The following is a 19,891-nucleotide window of genomic DNA, read 5'->3' as shown; positions in this document are numbered from 1 at the left end:
TGACACGCTGCACCGCAACAAAACTTCAATACATCGTCGTTAGCCTCCGGCCCCGGTCGCACGTCGGCCCATCGCGTCTGGTGCAAGCGCACCGCGCGCGCTCGTCCATCCGTCTCCAAGGGGAACACCTGGCATGAAGTCCTACCACCCGGCGCGCCGCGCGCCCGGGCCGCGCCCGCGCTGCCTGAGCCGCAGCATCCATTTCCTTCTCGTCGGCGGCATGGCCGCCATGCCGACCCTCGCCCTGGCGCAGGACGCGCCGGCAACCGACGACATCCAGGCACTGGACGCCGTCTCGGTCACCGGCAGCTACAGCCGCAGCCTCGAGCAGGCTGTCGACCTGAAGCGCGACAACGTGGGCTTCTCCGATTCCATCGTCGCCACCGACGTCGCCGATTTCCCCGAACAGAACCTCGCCGAGGCTCTGCAGCGCATGCCCGGCGTCACCATCGAGCGCAACAAAGGTCTGGGCTCGCGCGTCAACGTGCGCGGCCTGCCGTCCGACTACACCCACGTGTCGATCAACGATCTCGCCACGGCCTCGGGCAGCGGCGGCCGCGAGGTCGAGTTCGACATCTTCGCGTCCGAGATCATCCAGCAGGTCACAGTGCAGAAATCGCCGACCGCCGCGGATGAGGAAGGCGGTATCGCCGGCTCGGTGAAGATCTCCACCGCACGTCCGTTCGACTACAGCAGCCGCCAGCTGGTCGCCTCGTTCGAAGGCGCGCACAACTCGATCTCCGAGGAGACCGATCCGAAGCTCTCCTTCCTCGCTGCCGATACCTGGGGTAACTGGGGCGCACTGGTGTCGTTCTCGACCGCCAAGCGCACCAATCGCACCGATGCGACCTCGGGCATCAACTTCCGTCCGATGTCGCGCTTCCTCGGCGCTTCCGGCGTGCGCGGGGAACAGGCAGAAGCGGTGATCGAGCGCGACACCGGCCGCGAGATCGGCAACCGCAACGACACTGACGAGTCCAACCTGATCGTGTTTCAGGACAAGGTCGGCGACCGCGTCTTCCTCAACGAGCAGGACAAGTGGGGCGCGACGGGCTCGCTGCAGTTCAAGCCCAGCAACGACTTCAGCCTGACCTTCGACGCGTTGATCGGTGGCTACGATTCCAACGAGGACGAGTACGACGCGGCGGCCTATTCCGCGTCCAGCCGCAGCACGCTCGAGACCATCCACGAATACGACGACACCACGCTGGCCCAGCACGGCATTCTGGTATTGCGCGACGTGTCGTACACCGACACCCAGCACGAGTTTCTGAGCAAGGAACGGCGCAACGAGACCGATTTCCGCCAGTACAGCGCGGCGCTCGACTGGCGCAGCGACACCTGGACCATCGATGCCCTGCTCGGCTACTCCGGCGCGAAGAAGTCGCTGGACTATGCGAACCTCAAGCACGTCGCCTATGCGCCCTCACGTACGCGCTGGAACGGCAACAGCGGCGAGACCATCCCGAGCGCGTCGTCGAACGGATTCGACATGTACAACTCGCCGGAGCGCTATCTCTTCGAGGCTTACGAGACCACGCTCGAGCGGATCACCGACGACAAGTACGCCGCCCAGGTCAACATCGCCAAGACCTTCGATCTTGCGTTCCTGCCCGCGCTGCGCAGCGTGCAGTTCGGCGCACGCCACACCGACAAGTCGAAAGAGCGCGAATACGGCGAAGCCAAGATCGGCGGGCCGTCGGCCGGCGACAACAGCTGGGTCAACACGCGCACGCTGGCCGACAGCCAGCTGCGGCCGATCGGGGACATCGTGCCCGGCGGCGCCTATACCGCGCGCGATCTCGACTGGCAGATGGCCTCCAACGCCTATGCGCGCGACACGTTCCGGTATGCCGGTTTCTCCACGCCGTTCGACGACGCCCAGTACTACCGTGTCGAAGAGCAGGCCACGGCGCTGTACCTGATGACGGACTTCGCGTTCGACCTCGGCCCCGTACCGCTCGACATCAATGCGGGCGTGCGCTACGTCGACACCTCGGTGACCTCGTTCGGCTACCACCCGGTGCAGAACCCCGACGGCAGCACCGGCTACACCGACACGCCGATCTCGATGGATGGCAGCTACAGCGACGTGTTGCCGAGTGTCAATCTCACCGCGGAACTGCGCGACGGCCTGCTGCTGCGCGCCGCGGCGTCGCAGACGCTGATCCGCCCGGCGATGACCGACATCGCCTACAAGCGCACCGCGAGCTGGAGCTCCTATCGCTTCACCGACGGCAACCCGGCGCTGAAGCCGACCTATGCCGACCAGTGGGAGGTGGGTCTGGAGCAGTACCTCGACAACGGCGGCCTGCTGGCGGCGTCGTACTTCCGCAAGAAGATCGACGGCGTGGTGATCAACGCGCTGACCGGTGTGGTCGAGGATGTGCCGGTCTACAACGCCAACGGCACGCTCAACGGCATCTACGACTTCGACGTCTACCAGCCGGTCAACGCTGCGGGGGCGTACGAGGTCGACGGCGTCGAACTGATCGCCCAGCTGCCACTGACGATGCTGCATCCGGCGCTGGAAGGCTTCGGCATCAACGCCAATTACACGATGCTCGACAGCTCGCTGGCCGGCGAATCCGACCTCGGCATCCAGACGCCGATGCCGGGCCTGGCCGAGAAGACCTGGAACCTCACCGCGTACTACGAGAACAACCGCTTCGACGCCCGCGTGTCCTACAACCACAAGAGCGAGTACGTGGAATCGATCGGCTACAACATGTATCCGATCTACCGCGATGCGTACGGCCAGCTCGATGTGTCGATCGGGCTGCGTCTGGCGGACAACGTGAAGCTGAGTCTCAAGGGCATCAATCTGACCGACGAAGCGACGACCGGCTACACCATGGACCCGTCGTTCCCGACGATGTACGAGCTGTCGGGCCGTCGGATCTCGCTGGGACTGCGCGCGGATTTCTGATTCGCTGCACTGCTGCTGGATCGGGAAAGCCACCGCATGCGGTGGCTTTTCTGTCCCAGGCGACGTCGTTGGACCAGATTCGGTGCCTGTTCGAGAAACCGGTCGGTTGATGGGAGGCGTCGAGGATCAGTCGAACCACGCGGTATCGGAATCTGCCCCTTCCCCCGCCTGCGGGCATGGCGCCCGGTACGGGTGAAAGGTTGGGATGGGGGCGAACCGCCGGATCGCGGCACGAACGGGATGCGCGCGGTGTGGATTTGAATCGGCAGATCTCCATGATCTGAACGCTCGTCCCCCACCTACCCTCCCACCGTGCGAGGGAGGGTTTCAGATCACGGGCTGCTTTTGAGGCTGGGCGACCCGGTCACGCTTGCCGGACACCATCTTCGGTAGGCCCGCAATCAAACGGGCTAACACCGTCCAACCAATTTTCCGCTCAGCGATGCGCCAGCGCGTAATCCAGCGCCGCAACGATCGACGCGACCTGCGCGGCATTGCATTCGACTGGCGTCGTGCGGGGACTGTCGGGATAGACCTCGGTCGTGGTGACGTAGCGCGCGCCGGTGATACCGGCGCACAGGCCGAGCGTCTCGACCGGATACTCGATGACGCCGTGGGCCACGACGGGTGAACCGATCATCTGGCTGTTGGCATCGGCCGGCGCGATATGTGTCACCCGCTCCACCGCAGCGATCACCGCCTGCTGGAATGCGGGCTGAGGCCGCTCACTGTCGTCGACCAGATAGAAGCCGTCGGGAATGCCACCCGGCTCGAATGCCACGCCATCGCGCGCGGCCAGCGCCGGACGGAACTCGGACTCGTCGGTGTCGGTGGTCTCGTGCAGGTCCACGTGCACCAGCACGCTGCCGCGCAACGGCGCAAGCAGCGCGACCAGCGCCGCCGACTCCCTCGCCGGGCTGCCCGCGCGGAACGATCGGTTCGGATCGATTGCATCGATGTTCCAGCGCTGGACGTGTTCGTAGCCCCAGGGGCTGACACAAGGCACGACCAGCAGATTGAGCCGGCCCGCGTAGTTGCCGGCAGACTGCTCGAAGAATTCCAGCGCACCCTCGATTCCGCTGGTCTCGTAGCCATGCACGCCGCCGGTGACCACGCCGATCGGTAGTGCGGGGTTCCAGTCGCGATTGCGGATCGCGAGCAGGGGATAGTTGCGCCCGCCCGCGTCCAGCAAGCCGTAGGTTTCGATATCGAACCGATCACGCGAAGCCTCCACGCGCATCGCCACGTCATCGGCGTGACTGCGCTGCCGCACCTGACGTGCACGCCACTGCGCGCGTTCGACATCACCCCATGGCTGGCCCGGGGTGCCGATCGGATAGGACGTGGTCTGCTGCATGGCGTGCTCCGGCGTTGGAAAAAATCGCCGGCACTCTAGCATCGTGTCCGCGCTGGCCCGATCAGATCGGCGCCGGTCGCCCGTAAAGGTAGCCCTGCCCGTACTGGCACCCGAGTTCGTCGAGCATGTCGCGCTGGGCCTGCGTTTCCACGCCTTCGGCGATCGTGTCGATACCAAGCGTGCTGGCAAGCGCGAGGATCGCGCGCACCAGGGCGAGGCTTTCAGCATGCAGATCGCTGCCCAGGCCATGCACGAAGCTCTGGTCAATCTTCAGCGCCCGGATCGGGAAGCGATGCAGATAGGACAGCGCCGAAAAACCAGTCCCGAAATCGTCCAGCAACACGAGCACGCCCCGCTCTCGCAGCAGGCTGAGCATCCGCAGCGCACGCGGCGCATCGTCGAGCAGCGCGACCTCGGTGATCTCGATCCGCAGGCGCGACGGATCCGCGCCGGCGCAATCCACCAGCAGCATCAGCCGGTCGACGAAATCGTCGGAACGGAAATGCCGCGGCGATACGTTGATCGACACGTACCCCGGGGCGTCCAGCTTCGTCATCATGCCGATGACCTTGCGGTACATCAGCCAGTCGACCTGTTCGATCAGACCGCTGTCCTCGCCGACGCCGATGAAGTCGGCCGGCGGCAGGATGCCGTGCAGTTCATGGCGCCAGCGCAACAGGGCCTCGTGACCGATCACCGCACCATCGGACAGGCGCACGATCGGCTGGAAGTAGGGCTCGAACGCATCCTGCAGAATCCCCCTGCGCAGGTCCGCCTCCAGATCCAGCAGGCGCGTCGCTTCAGCGCGCATGGCCTCGTCGAAGCGTTCGCTGCGGTCGCGGCCGCAGGCCTTGGCGCGATACATGGCCGCGTCCGCGTCACGCAGCAGGCCGTCGCCGTCGGCACCCGGGTGCGACATCGCGATACCGATGCTGGCCGAGGGATACAGCTCGCGCCCGGCCACCCACATCGGCCTTGCCAGCGTGGCCAGCAAGGCCGCTGCCATCGTGTCGGCAACGTCAGCATCGTCGACACCACCCAGCACCAGGGCGAATTCGTCGCCACCCAGCCTGGCGGCCATGTCCTGCGGGCCGAGCAATGCGGAGATGCGTTGCGCGATCTCGACCAGCATCGCGTCACCGGCCGCATGGCCGACGCTGTCGTTGACCAGCTTGAAACGGTCGAGGTCGAGGAACAGCACCGCGAAGGGTTCCAAGCGGCTTTCCGACGACGCGAGCGCGGCATTGAGGCGTTCGAGCAGCTGCACGCGATTCGGCAGACCGGTCAGCGGATCGTGACGCGCCTGGTGCACGAGGCGCTGCTGGGCGCGCACGCGCTCGCCGATCTGCGCGCGCAATTCGCGATTGGCCTGTTCCAGTTCACGCGTGCGCGCATCCACGCGGAACTCGAGCTCGGTATGCGCCGCTTTGAGGGCCTCCTGCGCGCGCTTGCGTTCCAGTGCGCTGTCGATGTGATGCGCGACGAAGGTCAGCAGCGCCTGGTCGCTGTGGGTGAATCCGATGTCCGGGTCGTAACTCTGCACCGCGATCGCACCGACCGGCCGGCCGTCCCGGCTCAAGGGCACCCCCAGCCAGCACTGCGCCTGGGTGCCTCGACTCTGCAGATCCCCGCTGGCCTCCAGCAATGCGATGCCGTCACGCCGTACAAGCAGTGGCTCACCACTGTCGATGACGTACTCGGTGAGACCGTTGGCCCGGTCGCGTGGACGCCGAGCCACATCGCGTTCGTCGACGGAATACGGAAATTCGAGCCGCTGGCCGTCCTGACTCAGCATCGCGATGTAGAAGTTCCGTGCGTACAACAGCTCGCCGATGATCGCGTGCAAATCGGCGTAGAAACGCTCGACGCTGCCGGCCGCGACCGACAGCTCGCTGATCCGGTACAAGGCCCGCTGCAGACGTTCCGCGCGGGCGCGTTCGGCGATCTGCGCCTGCAGGCCCATGTTCGCGTCCTGCAGTTCCTGGGTGCGCGAGTCCACACGGCGCTCCAGTTCGGACTGCGCCTGTTTGCGGTCGAGTGCGGTCAGGATGTGCTGGGCCACGAACTCGAGCAGTGCTCGATCTTCCTGGGTGTAGCGATCAGGCCGGTCGTAACTCTGCACCACGATCGCCCCGCAGACGCGGCCGTCGCGGCGCAGCGGCACGCCCAGCCAGTCGGCGCTGTCGGGGCCGTGCAGTGGATGGCCGTCGTCCACGCCATGGGCGCGTCGCAGTTGCTGCGACGGGCCCAGCATCGGCTGCCCGGCACGCAGCAGCGCGATGGTCAGGCTGTTGGGCATGTCGCTGACGTGCAGCTCCTGTTCGGGATCCGCGACCCAGGGGTCGAGTGCATCGACGAAATACAGGAATCGCAGGGTTTCGCTGAGGTCGTCGTAAAGCACGATGTAGAAATTCTCGGCGGTCATCAGCGCGCCGACCACGCCGTGGATCCGCGTCAGCACGTCCCCCATCTCCAGCGAGGACCCTGCAAGATCGGCGATCTCGTACAACGCCTGTTGCAGCCGCTCCGAGCGTCGCAGCGCCGCCACGCCATGGGCGGTGACCAGCGAGTCCAGGGCCGCGAGCATTGCGTTCGCCGCCAGGCGCGCCCAGGCATCTCGCAGCGCCCGGTCTGCGCCCGCATCGACAGCGACCGTGACGCGCGTATTCCCGCGCCTGCCATGGTGCAGGCAGGCGTCGGCGGGCACCGCCCGCTCGTCGAGCGCAGCCACCGCGATCTCCCGCATCTCGAGTCCAGCGTCTTCGGCGTCGAGCGCACCACGACCACTCAGCGGACACTGCCAGGCGATCGCGACCGCCAGCCCCGCCGGCGCGGTGGCCAGGATGTCACGCGCACGCGCTTGCGCATCGACAGGCGACGGCGATAAAGACACGGGTGAAGGGCGATGGGGCACGAGGCGTTGGCGGATCCTGACAGAGGCGAGCATACCCAAATCGTTACATTGATCCCGCGCGCGACCCCGAACGCGCCCGTCGTGCGTTCGCCAGTCCATGCACGTGTCTGCCATCTCCGCGCTTTCTCCATGTCCGCCCTTCCCGGCCACGTCCACAGCACGTAACCTGCGGGCCATGCCCGACATCGCCAGCCAGCAGGAGCCGCCCGGCGACGATGCCCTGATGCAGGCATGGGTCGAAGGCGATGTCACGGCGTTCGAGACGCTCTACCGCCGTCACCGCGACAAGCTCTACCGCTTTCTGGTGCGCCAGCTGCGTAACAGCGCGCTGGCCGACGAGATGTTCCAGGACATCTGGCAACGCGTGATCACCGCGCGCGCGGGATGGCAGCCGGATGCGTTGTTCACCACGTGGCTTTATCGCATCGCCCACAATCGCCTCGCCGATCACTGGCGCGCCGCGCAGCACCGCCCGCCGCCGCCCGAGGACGCGGACCTGCGCACCGCGCGGATCGTCGATCCGGACTCGCCCGAGCGGCAGTTGTCCCAGTTCGAGCAGCGACGCCAGTTGCAGCTAGCGCTCGAGGCGCTGCCTGAGGAGCAACGCGAGGTGGTGCTGCTGCGGCTGGAGCAGGAACTGACGCTCGAGGAGATCGGCGCGATCACCGGCGTCGGCCGCGAAACCGTGAAATCGCGACTGCGCTATGCAATGGACAAACTGCGCACGTTATTGAACCCATGACCCCCACCGACCGCCAACCGCTGACGCCCGAAGAACGCCTGCTGGCCGATCGCCTGGCCCGTGACGGCAGTGCCGTGTCGCCGTCGGCCGCGCTCGACGCGGCCATCCTCGGCGCTGCGCGCGAAGCCGCGGATGCAGGCGCGCCGCAGCCACACGTCGCCGTCGCACACCGACGGACACCGCCCCGACGCCGAGGATGGCCGTTCGCCGCCGGCATTGCCGCGTCGCTGGCGCTAGCGGTCGGCATTGCCTGGCAGTTGCGCCCGGCTCCCGAAACGGAAATGCGTGCGGCATCCGAGCGGCCCGGTGTGGCTGCATCCGATACCGCACCTGCACCGGAAGTGCTCCGGTCCCACGAAGAGACAGCGCCGGCCCCCATGCAAGCGCCAATGCCGGCACGCGCCAACCCCCGGGTGCCGGCTGCAGATGCAAGCGTGGACGAAGCACCACGGCCTGCGGCAAGGCAGCGGGAAGCGGTCGCGGTCGAATCGGTAGAGGCGACATCGACGCCTGCGCCCGCAAACGCCCAGCAGCAGGCCGCGGCCGCGCCGGCACCCTCGGTACCCGCACCTGCACGACCGCCTGCACCGCCCGCCCCGCCCGCGCCGATGCAGGCGCCTGCGGCGGAGGCGACAGCACGTTCGGCGGCGGCTCCAGCGGCGAGTGCGGCTGTGCAACAGCGCCGCGCGGAATCGCAGGCGCTGATGCTCGACACGATCGACGACGTGCCCGATGACGGCGATCCCCCCGCCTCTGCCGATGCGCCCGAAGTGCGCGCCGCCTGGCTGGCGCGGGTGCGTGAGCTGCTCGATGCCGGGCGCATCGCTGAGGCCAAGGCGAGCCTGGCCGAGTTCCATCGCCGGCATCCGCAGGCCGAACTGCCGCCGGATCTGCGCGCGTTGCTGGACTGATGCCGCTCGACACCCTGGCCGGCCCCGTCAGCCACACTCTCGACGTCAAGCACAGCCGCTTCATCGCGCACGCGGCGCCGGTCGACGATGCTGACGGCGCCGCCGCTTTCATGCAGCAGGTGCACGTGGCCGATGCCACCCACAACTGCTGGGCCTGGCGCATCGGCGATCAATACCGTTCCAGCGACGATGGCGAGCCGGCCGGCACCGCGGGGCGCCCGATCCTCGCCGCGATCGATGGTCAGGGCTTCGACCGCGTCGCGGTCGTCGTCGTGCGCTGGTACGGCGGCATCAAGCTCGGCGCTGGCGGGCTTGTCCGTGCTTACGGCGGCTGCGCAGCCGAATGCCTGCGCACCGCGCCGCGCGTCGCGCTGATCGAAATGGCGACGCTGCGGCTGCATGCGCCGTTCGACGCGATCGGCAGCGTGCACGCTGCGCTGCCGGCCGCACTCGCGGTCAAGCGCGAAGAGACCTTCGACACCCAAGGCGTGTCAGTGGTGCTGGACCTGCCGGCCGATCGCGTCGACGACTTGAAAACCCGCCTGCGCGATGCCACCCGTGATCGGGTCCGCATCGACGACAATGGCTGATGGCATTCCAATCCCCCCGCTCGACGCCTGACGCCGGCGAACCGAAGGCGCGCATCGGCGCGCTCAAGACCCTGTGGCCGTTCGTGATGCGCCAACGCGGCCTGTTCGCCGCCTGGATGGTCGCGCTCGCGCTGTCATCGGCGGCGACGCTGAGCCTGCCGATGGCGGTCAAGCAGATGATCGACCACGGTTTCACCGGCGGCGACCAGATCGACCAGGCGTTCGCCCTGCTGCTGCTCGTCGCGATCGCGCTGGCGGTGTTCACCGCGGCGCGGTTCTTCTTCGTCTCGCTGCTCGGCGAGCGTGTCGTCGCCGATCTGCGCAACCGGCTCTACGGTCATCTGCTCGATCTCGACCAGACCTTCTTCGAGCAGACCCGCAGCGGTGATCTGGTTTCGCGGCTGAGCGCGGACACCGAACTGCTGCGCGCGGTCGTGGGCTCGACGATGTCGGTCGCGCTGCGCAGCACGGTGATGGTGATCGGCAGCGTCGCGATGCTGGTGGTCACCAGCCCACGGCTCGCGGCGTTCACCCTGATCGGCATTCCGTTGTTCGTACTGCCGCTGGTGCTGGGCGGGCGCAAGCTGGCGAAGATCTCGCGCCAGAGTCAGGACCGCGTGGCCGATGCCAATGCGCTCGCCAATGAGACCCTGACCGCCATCCGCACCGTGCAGGCGCATGCGCGCGAGCCTTGGGAGCGCGGACGCTTCGGCGAGGCGGTCGCGCAGTCGGTCGCCACCGCGCGCCGGCGCATCGGCCTGCAGTCGATCATCACCGCGGTCGCGATCACCCTGATCTTCGGCGCGGTGACGGTGGTGCTGTGGTCGGGCGCGCACGATGTGATCGAAGGCCGCATGACCGCGGGCACGCTGGGCCAGTTCGTGCTCTATGCGCTGTTCGGTGCGGGCTCGGTCGGTGCGCTCGCGGAAGTGTGGAATGAACTGCAGCGCGCCGCCGGCGGCATGGGCCGGATCGGCGAGCTGCTGGTCGAGCACCCCGGCATCCGCGCGCCGGACGCGCCGGCCACGCTGCAGGAACCCGTGCGCGGCGAACTGCGCTTCGAAGACGTGCGGTTCCACTACCCGTCGCGTCCAGACGCGCCGGCACTGGAGCACTTCAACCTGCACGTCGCACCCGGCGAGACCGTCGCCCTGGTCGGCCCGTCCGGCGCCGGCAAAAGTACGGTGCTGTCGCTGCTGCTGCGTTTCCATGACCCTGCCGAAGGCACGGTGTCGATCGACGGCGTCGATATCCGAGGGCTCGATCCCGCCGCGCTGCGCGACCATCTCGCGCTGGTGCCGCAGTCGCCGACCATCTTCGCCACGACTGCGCGCGAGAACATCCGTTATGGCCGCCTTGATGCCAGCGATGCCGACATCGAAGCAGCGGCGCGCGCCGCTGAAGCCGATGCCTTTATCGGTGAACTGCCCGACGGCTACGACGCCCAGCTCGGCGAGCGCGGCGCGCGCCTGTCCGGCGGCCAGCAGCAGCGCATCGCGATCGCCCGCGCCCTGCTCCGCGACGCGCCGGTGCTGCTGCTCGACGAAGCGACCTCCGCGCTTGATGCGCAGAGTGAGTTCGCCGTGCAGGAGGCGCTGGCGCGGCTGATGGAGGGCCGCACGACGCTGGTCATCGCGCATCGGCTGGCGACGATCCTCAAGGCCGACCGCATCGTGGTCATGGATCGCGGCCGCATCGTCGCCCAGGGCACGCATGCGGATCTGCTGGCGCAGGGCGGGCTTTACGCGGAACTCGCGCGCTTGCAGTTCATCGACTAAGCCGATTCCGCTTCACCTGTACGAGCGCGCTTGCGCGCGACGGAACTGCCGGGAGCCGCGTCATCGCGCGCAAGCGCGCGCCTACAGCGATCGCGAGGCGTGTCGCGTGTTCGCGTTCCGCTGTAGCGATTCCATCGCGTGGTCCACCGCATGCCGCAACATCGCCGGCGCGATATAGCGGCGGTGCACGCCGCTGATCGCGGCCATGTAGACGCGACCGAACAGGTTGCGGGTGCGCACGCGCGTCGCCATCGTGCAGACGAGCCTGTCGTCGGCGCCAATACGCACCCCGATGCAGGTGCGGAACATCAGGTGTCTGTCGTCAGCGCCCAGCACCACTTCCACCCGGCGGCCGTCGCTGCTGCGTCGCTCAACCAGAACCGGATGTCGGCCGGCGAACTTCAATGGCGCCTCGACCGACAGCAGCGAAGATGCCGGACACCCCAGGGGCGACGTGCGCAGGCCCGCAGGGCGCACCAGCACATTGCGCAGCGCCATCAAGCGCGACACGCCGTCCGGCGGATTCTCGACGAAGCCGGCCAGCAGATGGTCCATCACGTCCGCAGGGGCGATGCCGGCGAAGGCCGCTGGGCCTGTCTGCAAGACCACCTGGTCCTCGTGGGCGATCGGGCCGGGCAACTGCGCCTGCAGCAGCGAATCCACATCGACTGCGCCTGTGATCAGCGCGTGGCCGCCGCGGGTGTCGGCACAGAATCCTGCTGCCTCGCGACGCTGGGCGCCTGCCGCGCGCAGGCGGCCCATCGCGCCGCGCGCAGCGTTGCAGCATCGCGCAGCAAACGAGGCAGGCGGCACATGCAACGACAGCGCGGTCGTCGCGATTGACGCCGGCTCGCGCAACGCGTCATCGAGCAGCACCTGCACCGATGACGGCAGCACCTCCGTCAATGCCGGAATGTCCGCCGTATTGCCGAGCACGCGCGCCTGCGTAGCTGCATCGAGCGCACCGGCGGTTTCATCAGGGTGGCAAGACATCGCGAACAGCGCGGGATGCGTCCCGCCCGGGCGTGCGGCGATGAACTGGTGCCAGGTGCCGCCGCCGAAGCGCACCGAGAACAGGCAGTCCGGCGGGACCTCGACGACGTGCAGCGCGTCGAGGAATGCGCGCGGATCGGCCTCGATCTGCGCCTGCGACGCGGTGGAAAAGCGCAGGTGCGCGCCGGCGCTGCCGGACACCGCGGTGAACATGCGGCTGCCGGCATGCCGATGGAACGGGTGCCCGTTGCCGCCCACGCCGAAGGTGTACAGCGATGACGGATCGCCGCGGGCGAGGTCCATTCCGCCGATCCGCGCGGACGGCTCGTCGAGCGCATCGACGAATGCGGGATGCGCCCGCTGACGCCGCAGGGCGTCGCCGATCACCGCGTCACCCTGTCCGGACGCGAACTGCGCGATCAGCGTGACTTCGACCGGCAGTCCACTGCAATAAGACGGCAGACGCACCGACGGAAACGTGGCCGATGCGCTGATCGCAGCGAAAGAGGCGGACGCAGAGGACCCCGCACGCCGCGCAGCCCCGGCTGCGGCGCTCACGCCGCGCCTGCCTTGCGCCGCTCGCGCTTGAGCGGTCCCCCGACCGGACACACCTCGGCCGCCCAGGCGAAGATCGTATTGGCCAGCCTGTCCGGCACCAGCCGGAAGAACACGAACTGGCCGCGCTTCTCGCGCTCGATCAGGCCGGCCTGCTCCAGCACACGCAAGTGACCCGACAGTGCCGGTTTGCTGAACTCGAACCGCGCGCCGATCTCGCCAGCGGTCAGCTCGCCGGCATTGAGATACGCCAGGATCTGACGACGCGGCGTCGATGCGAGGGCTTCGAAGACCCGTTCCATGGTGGCATCCAGTTAACTAATTACCTAATTAATTACGCCGTTGGTGAAATGGTGTCAAGGCTGCTCTGCGCGAGCGGCGACTGACACGGCCTGGCACGGCCATCAGGCAGCGGCTTGCCGGACGAATGTGCTGGCTGCTATCGGTTTCAACTGCGCTTTGCGGTAAGTTCCGGCTCCGGCTCCCGCTTGGCTTCGACCTCGGTTTTGGCTTTTACCTTCGCATTTACCTTTGCCTTTGCCTTTGCCTTGCCTTTGCCTTGGCTTTGGCTTTGGCTTTGGCTTTGGCTTTGGCTTTGGCTTCCAGCTTTTGATTTGAATCGAGCCGTAAAGCGAGCCGAGCATCGCAGGACGGCGGGGTCGAAGAGCAGCCCATGTCTGAGCGCAGCGAGTTTGGGCTGCGTGCCCCGTCGTCCGAGAAGCGCAGGGAACCGGCACGGCATAGCCGTGTCGGATCGCGTCCGGCGAAGACGGTTTTGCTTACTTTTGCCAAGACAAAAGTAAGCCGCGCGACAGCGCGGAAGCCCTGTACTTGATCTTCGCTTTGCGAGAATTTTGTCTGGCGGCGCATCGAAATCGAGCGCCAAGGCTGAAAAGCGAAAAGCAAGTGCAGGGCTTTCGCCCGCTGCGCGTGCGAGTCCCTTTTGGATGGACCCAAAAGGAACCGAAAGGTCCCTTCGCCGGACGCGAGCCGATGCGATGAAGCCGCATCGGTCCCCTGTGCTCCTCGCCTGACGCGGCACGCAGCCCAAACTCGCTGCGCTCAGACATGGGCTGCTCTTCGGCCACGCAGGCTCCGGTGCTCGGCTCGCTCTACGGCTCGATTCAAGTCAGAAGCTGGAAGCCAAAACCAAAAGCAGATCCGAGACCCGAGGCCAAATCCGAAAGCCTGAGCAACAACAAGAGCAAGACAGAAGCACGAATGGCGCGCCTAGCGCGAAGAAACCCCTGGCGCCCAGAATCCACCCAAGGCCTCCACGAATTCCGGCGCCAACGCCAGCGATCCAAACGCGCCGTGCTGCGTGCCGCTGAGCACCCGCAACATGTGCCCGCGCCCGCCAGGCAGGCGGCCCATCGGCTGGAACGCGACGTCGCGCGCCTTCGCGATCACGTCGCGTTCGGACTGGAACACCGGCGTCAGCCAGCGGCTCCAGAACTGGTAGATCGCCACGTGCCGGCGACGCACGCGGGCGTACGTGCTCAACGCATCCGCAAGTGCTTCCGCGCGCAAGGCATCACGCAAGGCTTCGGCATCGAGCAGGGCCATGTTGACGCCCTGCCCCAGCTGCGGACTCATCGCATGCGCGGCGTCGCCGAGCAGCACCCAGCGGCCGCGATGCCACTGCGTCAGCGTGACATCGCGATAGGTCGCGCGTGCCAGCTGCGCGTGTGTGGTCGTCGTCGCAAGCAGACGCGACGCCTCGGGCCAGATCGAGGTCACCGTGTCGCGCCAGTCATCGAGCGCGGCGGACTGCCAACCATCGAACGCCGCGACCGGCAGACTCCAGAAGAAGCTGAGCCGGGGGGTGGCATCGCCCGGACGCGTGCCGACCGGCAGCAGGCCGATCATCCGGCGCGCGGCGACGTAGCGCTGGCGCAGCTCGTTGAGGTACGGCCAGTCGTCGGCATCGAGCAGGCACCACAGCGCGCCCCACGGATACACCGCGTCACGACGCACGCCGCCGAGCCTGCCACGCAGGCGTGAGGCCGCGCCGTCGGCCGCGAGCATCAGATCGAATGGACCATGACGCCCACCCTCAGCGTCGCGCAACCAGCGGTCGTCCGTATCGTCCGGCCCTTCGATGGTGATGCCCGCGTGCAGCCGCACCATATCGCCGCACGCCTGGTCGAGGATCGAGAACAGCGCGCCGCGCTGCATGCCGACGCCACACAAGCGCGGGTCGAGCCCCGCGTAGCGCATGTCCATCACCGCGCGGCCGCAGGGCGTGTCGCCATACAGCCGTTCGACACGCGCGCCATGCGCGCGCACAGATTCGAGCAGTCCCATGCGCCACAGCACCTGCAGGCCGGTGGGCTGGAGCAGGAAGCCGGCGCCGACCGGTCCGGGCTCGGAGGCGCGTTCGAAGACCTCCACCCGATGCCCATCGCGGGCGAGCAGGACCGACGCGGCCTGCCCGGCCGTGCCGTAACCGACGATGGCGATATGCAATGGCCTCATGTGGGCTCCGGAACGGGTCGCCAGCATAACGGGGCGTCCGCGGGGCCGGCAGCGACCGAAGCGCGCGCCACCTGCGAAGGGCCGCCCTGTTGCCGGGGCGGCCCTTTCAGATCAGAGGTTGCGGCAATCAGTGCGCCGGTCGCTCGTCACCATCGTGTTGCAGACGACGGTCGTGCTCGCCTGTGTCGAGACGCGGATCCGGCTCGTCGAGCTTATCGCCCAGCACGCGACGCACGATGATGAAGAACACGGGGATCAGCAGCAGACCGAGGAACGTCGCGAACAGCATGCCGCCGATCACGCCGGTGGCCAGTGCATGACGTGCGCTGGAACCGGCGCCGCTCGACAGCGCCATCGGCGTGACGCCCATGATGAAGGCGAACGAGGTCATCAGGATCGGGCGGAAGCGCAGGTTCGCCGCTTCCACCGTCGCATCGCGCAGCGTCTTGCCTTCCTTGTACTGCTGCACCGCGAACTCGACGATCAGGATGGCGTTCTTCGCCGCCAGACCGATCACCGTCACCATGCCGATCTTGAAGAAGATGTCGTTCGACAGACCCGGGCGCAGCATCGTGAAGACCACCGCGCCGAGGATGCCCAGCGGCACCACCAGCAGCACCGCGACCGGTATCGACCAGCTCTCGTAGAGCGCGGCCAGACACAGGAACACCACGACCACCGAGAGCAACAGCAGCAGCGTCGCCGTATTGCCCGCGATGATTTCCTGGTAGGACATGCCCGCCCAGTCGTAGCCGAAGCCTTCCGGCAATTCGTTCTCGACGATCTCTTCCATCGCCGCCATCGCCTCACCCGTACTGCGACCGGGCGCCTGCGAACCGACGATGTTGATGGCCGAATAACCGTTGTAGCGCGTCAGCGACGGCGTGCTGGCGCCCCACTCCGGGGTCACCACCGTGCTCAGCGGGATCATCGTGCGGGTACCGTCGCTATTGGCCGCGGTTGCACTCGGCGTGTAGAAGCGGCCGATCGACCCCGGGTCGGTGCGGTACTGCGCATCGGCCTGCATGTTGACGCGCTTGATGCGGCCGTCGGACACGTAGTCGTTGACGTACACCGGCGCCAGCATCAGCTGGATCGCGCCGTAGATGTCGGTCACCGACAGGCCCATCGACTGCGCCTGCACACGATCGACGTGCAACTGCAGCTGCGGCGCGTCTTCCAGCGTGTTCGGGCGAACGCCCTGCAACACGTCGGTCTTCTGCGCGGCCGCGCCCAGCAACTGGTTGCGTGCCTGCTGCAGCGCCGCGTTGCCGGCGCCGGTGCGGTCCTGCAGATACATGTCGAAGCCGCCGAACTGGCCCAGGCCCTGCACGGTCGGCAGATTCACGACGAAGATCGTCGCGTCCTGCACGCCCTGCAGCGCACCGTTGGCTTCGCCGAGGAACTGGTTGATGTCGGCGTCGCGCTCACCCCAGTCCTTGAGCTTGATGAAGCCCATGCCGACGTTCTCGCCCTGGCCGACGAAGCTGAAGCCCGCGACCTGCAGCATTGCTTCGTACGAGGGGTTCTGCTCCAGGCGTGCGCGCACGTCCTCGAACACCGCGTTGGTGCGCTGCAGGGTCGAACCCGGCGGCAACTGCACGATCGCCAGCGCGTAGCCCTGGTCCTCGTCGGGCACGAAGCTCGTCGGCAGCTTGATGTAGAGGAAGCCGCAGACCACGCACAGCACCGCGAACACCGCCATCCAGCGCGGTGCATGCCGCACGGCGCTGCCGATGTGACCGACGTAGGTCCGGTTGACCTTGTCGTAGTACTTGTTGAACGTGCGCACGACGACGTTGCTCTTGCGCTCGCCGGGCGGCGCATGCTGCTTGAGGAACGTCGCGCACAACGCCGGCGTGAAGCCGAGGGCGAGGAACGCCGAGAAACCCATCGAAATCGCGATCGTGATCGCGAACTGCTTGTAGATCTCGCCCGAGGCGCCGCCCTGCAGGGCGCTAGGAATGAACACGGCGGCCAGCACCACGGTGATCGCGACCACCGCACCGGTGATCTGGTCCATCGCCTTCATCGTCGCTTCGCGTGGCGGTAGATGTTCCTCCGCCATGATGCGTTCGACATTCTCGATGACCACGATCGCGTCATCGACCACGATACCGATCGCCAGCACCATCGCGAACAGGGTCAGCTGGTTGATCGTGTAGCCCAGCATGCTCAGGCCGAGGAACGTGCCGAGCAGCGCGATCGGGATGACCAGCGTCGGGATGATCGTGGCGCGCAGATTCTGCAGGAACAGCAGCATCACCAGGAACACCAGGACCACGGCTTCGATCAGGGTCACGATGACCTCCCTGATCGACAGCGTCACGAACGTCGTCGTGTCGTAGGGCTTGAACCACTCGATGCCCTGCGGGAACGTCGGCTGCAGCTCGTCCATGCGTGCTTCCACGGCACCTGCCACCGTCAGCGCATTGGCGCCGGGCAGCAGCTGGATCGCGAACGCACCGGTGGCCTGGCCGTTGTACTTGGTGTCGAAACCATAACCCGACGCGCCGATCTCCACCCGCGCGACGTCCTTCAGCCGCACGGTCGCGCCTTCGTTGTCGGCGCGCAGGATGATGTTCTCGAACTGCTCGGGCGTGCTGAAGCGACCTTCGGCGGACACGGTCGCGGTGAAACCCTGGCCTTCGGGCGCAGGATCGGAGCCGACCGAGCCGGCGGCGAACTGCACGTTCTGTCCGCGCACCGCGGCCATGACTTCGGTCGCCGACATGCCATAGCCCTGCAGCTGGTCCGGGTTGAGCCAGATGTTCATGGCGTACTCGGAACCGAACTGCTGGGTGCTGCCGACGCCCGGCACGCGGGCGATCTGTTCGAGCACGCGCGAACCGATCAGGTCGTTGAGCTGGTTGCGGCTGACGGTGGGATCTTCCGAGCGCAGGCCCACGACCATCAGGAAGCCGGCATTGGCCTTGGCCACCACCACGCCCTGCTGCACCACTTCACTGGGCAGGCGAGGCGTGGCCAGCGAGACCTTGTTCTGCACCTGCACCTGCGCGATGTCGGCGTCGGTGCCGGTCTCGAACGTCAGAGTGACGCTGGCGCGGCCCGAGGAGCTCGAGGTCGAGCTGAAATACAGCAGGTTGTCGATACCGGTGAGCTGCTGCTCGATGACCTGTGTCACCGCGCGCTCGGTGGTGTCGGCGCTGGCGCCGGGATAGGTCGCCGAGACGGTGACCTGCGGCGGTGCGACGCTCGGATACGACTCCACGCCCATGTTCAGCAGCGAGATCACACCCGCGAGCGAAATCAGGATGGAGACGACCCAGGCGAAGACCGGGTGGTTGATGAAGAACTTGGGCATGGCGGATCAGTCCTGCGTGTCGTTCGCAGCGGGTGCCTGGCCAGCGGCGTCCTGCGGGGGAGCCGCAGTGGCGTCGTCGGTTGTCGCAGGCGCGCCGGCGGCGTCCGCAGGCTGTCCAGCAGGGGGTGCGCCTGCACCTGCGGCGGGCGCGGCCTGGGCCTGTTCCGGCGTCCAGGGCTTGGGCGCGACCACCGCGTCGGGACGCGCCTTCGGCACACCGCTGACGATCACCCGATCACCGGCCGTCAGACCTTCGGTGATGACCCACTGGCCGTCCTGCGCGCGGTCGGTACGGACCGACTTGCGGACCACCTTGTCGCCTTCGCCCGCGACCAGCACGTAGGCCGTATTGGCGTCGCGCAGCACTGCGGCCTGCGGCACCAGGAACACGCCGCTCTGCTGACCCATGTTCGCGCGCAGCGTCACGTAGACGCCGGGCAGCAGGCGCCGGTCGGGGTTGGGCACCGTGGCGCGCAGCTGGATGGCGCCCGACGCCGGATCGACGACATCGCCGGAGAAGTCGAGCGTGGCCATCTGATCGTGGACAGACCCGTCTGCGAGGACGATCTCGACCTGGCCGCCACCGGCCTCGCGGTCGAGCGGCATGGCGCGGATGCGATTGAACTCGGCGGCGCTGATCGAGAAGTTGATATACAGCGGATCGATCTGGTCGACGGTCGTCAGCAGGGTCGAATCGCCCTGCCCGACCAGTGCGCCCTCGGTGACCTGCTGCTTGCCGGCACGCCCGGAAATCGGCGCACGCACCGTGGCGTAACCGAGGTTGATCTGCGCGGTCTGGGTCGACGCACGTGCCGCCTGCAGCGCGGCCTCGGCGCTGCGCTCGGCGGCAATCGCGTTGTCGAGATCCGACTTGGAGATGAAGCTGGTCGGCGCCAGCTGGCGCGCGCGATCGGCCGCGGTCTTCGAATTCGCATAGTTGGCCTGCGCCTGCGCCTGCGCGCCTTGGGCCGTGCCCAGCGCCGCCTGCAACTGGGCCGGATCGATGCGGAACAGCACATCACCTTCCTTGACGTCACTGCCTTCCTGATAGACGCGGCGCTCGAGCACGCCCGGCACGCGGGCCCGGACATCGGCGCTTCGGTAAGGCGCCAGCCGGCCCACCAGTTCCTGCTCCAGCGCGATGCTGGTCGGCTGCACGGTCAGCACGCCCACTTCGGGCGGCGGTGGCGCGGCTTGCTCCTCTTGTTGACCGCAGGCGGAAAGTGCCGCGGCGAGGACGGCAATGGAGAGGAGTCGGCGCATGGGGGTGACCTGGGAAGGGGTGGGACGGGATTTACTATACCGGCGAGTATAGCAAA

13 protein-coding genes are annotated in these 19,891 nt (G+C 67.3%); 5 read left to right on the top strand and 8 right to left on the bottom strand.

The window, feature by feature from the left end; all coding sequences use genetic code 11:
- The first annotated feature begins 133 nt into the window (after window positions 1–133).
- Window positions 134–2,929, top strand: a complete 2,796-nt coding sequence (locus J2W68_RS09570; RefSeq protein ID WP_310235087.1) for a TonB-dependent receptor — start codon at window positions 134–136, stop codon at window positions 2,927–2,929.
- Window positions 2,930–3,365: 436 nt separating this feature from the next.
- Here the strand turns inward: J2W68_RS09570 and J2W68_RS09565 are convergent, their stop codons facing one another.
- Complete coding sequence (locus J2W68_RS09565) at window positions 3,366–4,286, bottom strand: M14 family metallopeptidase (protein ID WP_310235085.1); 921 nt, start codon at window positions 4,284–4,286, stop codon at window positions 3,366–3,368.
- A 61-nt stretch (window positions 4,287–4,347) separates the two neighbouring features.
- The gene (locus J2W68_RS09560) at window positions 4,348–7,179 is read right to left on the bottom strand and encodes an EAL domain-containing protein (protein WP_310235083.1); all 2,832 of its coding nucleotides are present in this window, start codon (window positions 7,177–7,179) and stop codon (window positions 4,348–4,350) included.
- Window positions 7,180–7,375: 196 nt separating this feature from the next.
- Between J2W68_RS09560 and J2W68_RS09555 the strand changes: the two genes are divergently transcribed.
- From J2W68_RS09555 to J2W68_RS09540, 4 genes are read left to right on the top strand one after another with little or no spacing between them, the layout of a single operon-like run.
- Window positions 7,376–7,942, top strand: coding sequence for an RNA polymerase sigma factor (locus J2W68_RS09555; protein WP_310235080.1), 567 nt, complete (start codon window positions 7,376–7,378; stop codon window positions 7,940–7,942).
- On the top strand, window positions 7,939–8,853 hold the full coding sequence (locus J2W68_RS09550) for a hypothetical protein (RefSeq protein WP_310235078.1): 915 nt from the start codon (window positions 7,939–7,941) through the stop codon (window positions 8,851–8,853). Before J2W68_RS09555 ends, J2W68_RS09550 begins: the two co-directional genes overlap by 4 nt.
- A complete protein-coding gene (locus J2W68_RS09545; RefSeq protein WP_310235076.1) occupies window positions 8,853–9,443 on the top strand; it encodes an IMPACT family protein in 591 nt (196 codons plus the stop codon). The genes J2W68_RS09550 and J2W68_RS09545 overlap by 1 nt, the downstream gene beginning before the upstream one ends.
- A complete protein-coding gene (locus J2W68_RS09540; RefSeq protein ID WP_310235075.1) occupies window positions 9,443–11,221 on the top strand; it encodes an ABC transporter transmembrane domain-containing protein in 1,779 nt (592 codons plus the stop codon). Before J2W68_RS09545 ends, J2W68_RS09540 begins: the two co-directional genes overlap by 1 nt.
- A gap of 81 nt (window positions 11,222–11,302) precedes the next feature.
- Here the strand turns inward: J2W68_RS09540 and J2W68_RS09535 are convergent, their stop codons facing one another.
- The 6 genes from J2W68_RS09535 to J2W68_RS09510 form a co-directional block, all read right to left on the bottom strand.
- Window positions 11,303–12,682, bottom strand: a complete 1,380-nt coding sequence (locus J2W68_RS09535) for a DUF2867 domain-containing protein (protein ID WP_310235073.1) — start codon at window positions 12,680–12,682, stop codon at window positions 11,303–11,305.
- 86 nt (window positions 12,683–12,768) lie between these two features.
- Window positions 12,769–13,071 carry a metalloregulator ArsR/SmtB family transcription factor gene (locus J2W68_RS09530; RefSeq protein ID WP_310149978.1) on the bottom strand — a complete coding sequence of 101 codons (303 nt, stop codon included), beginning with the start codon at window positions 13,069–13,071 and terminating at the stop codon, window positions 12,769–12,771.
- A 223-nt stretch (window positions 13,072–13,294) separates the two neighbouring features.
- Window positions 13,295–13,639, bottom strand: a complete 345-nt coding sequence (locus J2W68_RS09525; protein WP_310235070.1) for a hypothetical protein — start codon at window positions 13,637–13,639, stop codon at window positions 13,295–13,297.
- Window positions 13,640–13,999: 360 nt separating this feature from the next.
- A complete protein-coding gene (locus tag J2W68_RS09520) occupies window positions 14,000–15,247 on the bottom strand; it encodes an FAD-dependent oxidoreductase (RefSeq protein ID WP_310235067.1) in 1,248 nt (415 codons plus the stop codon).
- Window positions 15,248–15,374: 127 nt separating this feature from the next.
- Window positions 15,375–18,572 (bottom strand): multidrug efflux RND transporter permease subunit, encoded by a 3,198-nt coding sequence (locus J2W68_RS09515; protein WP_310235065.1) that lies wholly within the window; start codon window positions 18,570–18,572, stop codon window positions 15,375–15,377.
- A 6-nt stretch (window positions 18,573–18,578) separates the two neighbouring features.
- On the bottom strand, window positions 18,579–19,835 hold the full coding sequence (locus J2W68_RS09510) for an efflux RND transporter periplasmic adaptor subunit (protein WP_310235062.1): 1,257 nt from the start codon (window positions 19,833–19,835) through the stop codon (window positions 18,579–18,581).
- Between the last annotated feature and the right edge of the window lie 56 nt (window positions 19,836–19,891).

This window comes from Luteimonas terrae (assembly GCF_031457535.1).
Lineage (GTDB): Bacteria > Pseudomonadota > Gammaproteobacteria > Xanthomonadales > Xanthomonadaceae > Luteimonas > Luteimonas terrae_A.
The sequence above is the reverse complement of the archived record's forward strand: the minus strand, read 5'-3'. Positions and strand labels throughout refer to the sequence as shown.

Excerpts from the sequence above, each read along its gene's own strand:
- J2W68_RS09570 (WP_310235087.1), top strand. The coding sequence starts at position 134 with ATGAAGTCCTACCACCCGGCGCGCCGCGCGCCCGGGCCGCGCCCGCGC.
- J2W68_RS09565 (WP_310235085.1), bottom strand. The coding sequence starts at position 4,286 with ATGCAGCAGACCACGTCCTATCCGATCGGCACCCCGGGCCAGCCATGG.
- J2W68_RS09555 (WP_310235080.1), top strand. The coding sequence starts at position 7,376 with ATGCCCGACATCGCCAGCCAGCAGGAGCCGCCCGGCGACGATGCCCTG.
- J2W68_RS09550 (WP_310235078.1), top strand. The coding sequence starts at position 7,939 with ATGACCCCCACCGACCGCCAACCGCTGACGCCCGAAGAACGCCTGCTG.
- J2W68_RS09545 (WP_310235076.1), top strand. The coding sequence starts at position 8,853 with ATGCCGCTCGACACCCTGGCCGGCCCCGTCAGCCACACTCTCGACGTC.
- J2W68_RS09540 (WP_310235075.1), top strand. The coding sequence starts at position 9,443 with ATGGCATTCCAATCCCCCCGCTCGACGCCTGACGCCGGCGAACCGAAG.
- J2W68_RS09530 (WP_310149978.1), bottom strand. The coding sequence starts at position 13,071 with ATGGAACGGGTCTTCGAAGCCCTCGCATCGACGCCGCGTCGTCAGATC.
- J2W68_RS09525 (WP_310235070.1), bottom strand. The coding sequence starts at position 13,639 with ATGCGCCGCCAGACAAAATTCTCGCAAAGCGAAGATCAAGTACAGGGC.
- J2W68_RS09520 (WP_310235067.1), bottom strand. The coding sequence starts at position 15,247 with ATGAGGCCATTGCATATCGCCATCGTCGGTTACGGCACGGCCGGGCAG.
- J2W68_RS09515 (WP_310235065.1), bottom strand. The coding sequence starts at position 18,572 with ATGCCCAAGTTCTTCATCAACCACCCGGTCTTCGCCTGGGTCGTCTCC.
- J2W68_RS09510 (WP_310235062.1), bottom strand. The coding sequence starts at position 19,835 with ATGCGCCGACTCCTCTCCATTGCCGTCCTCGCCGCGGCACTTTCCGCC.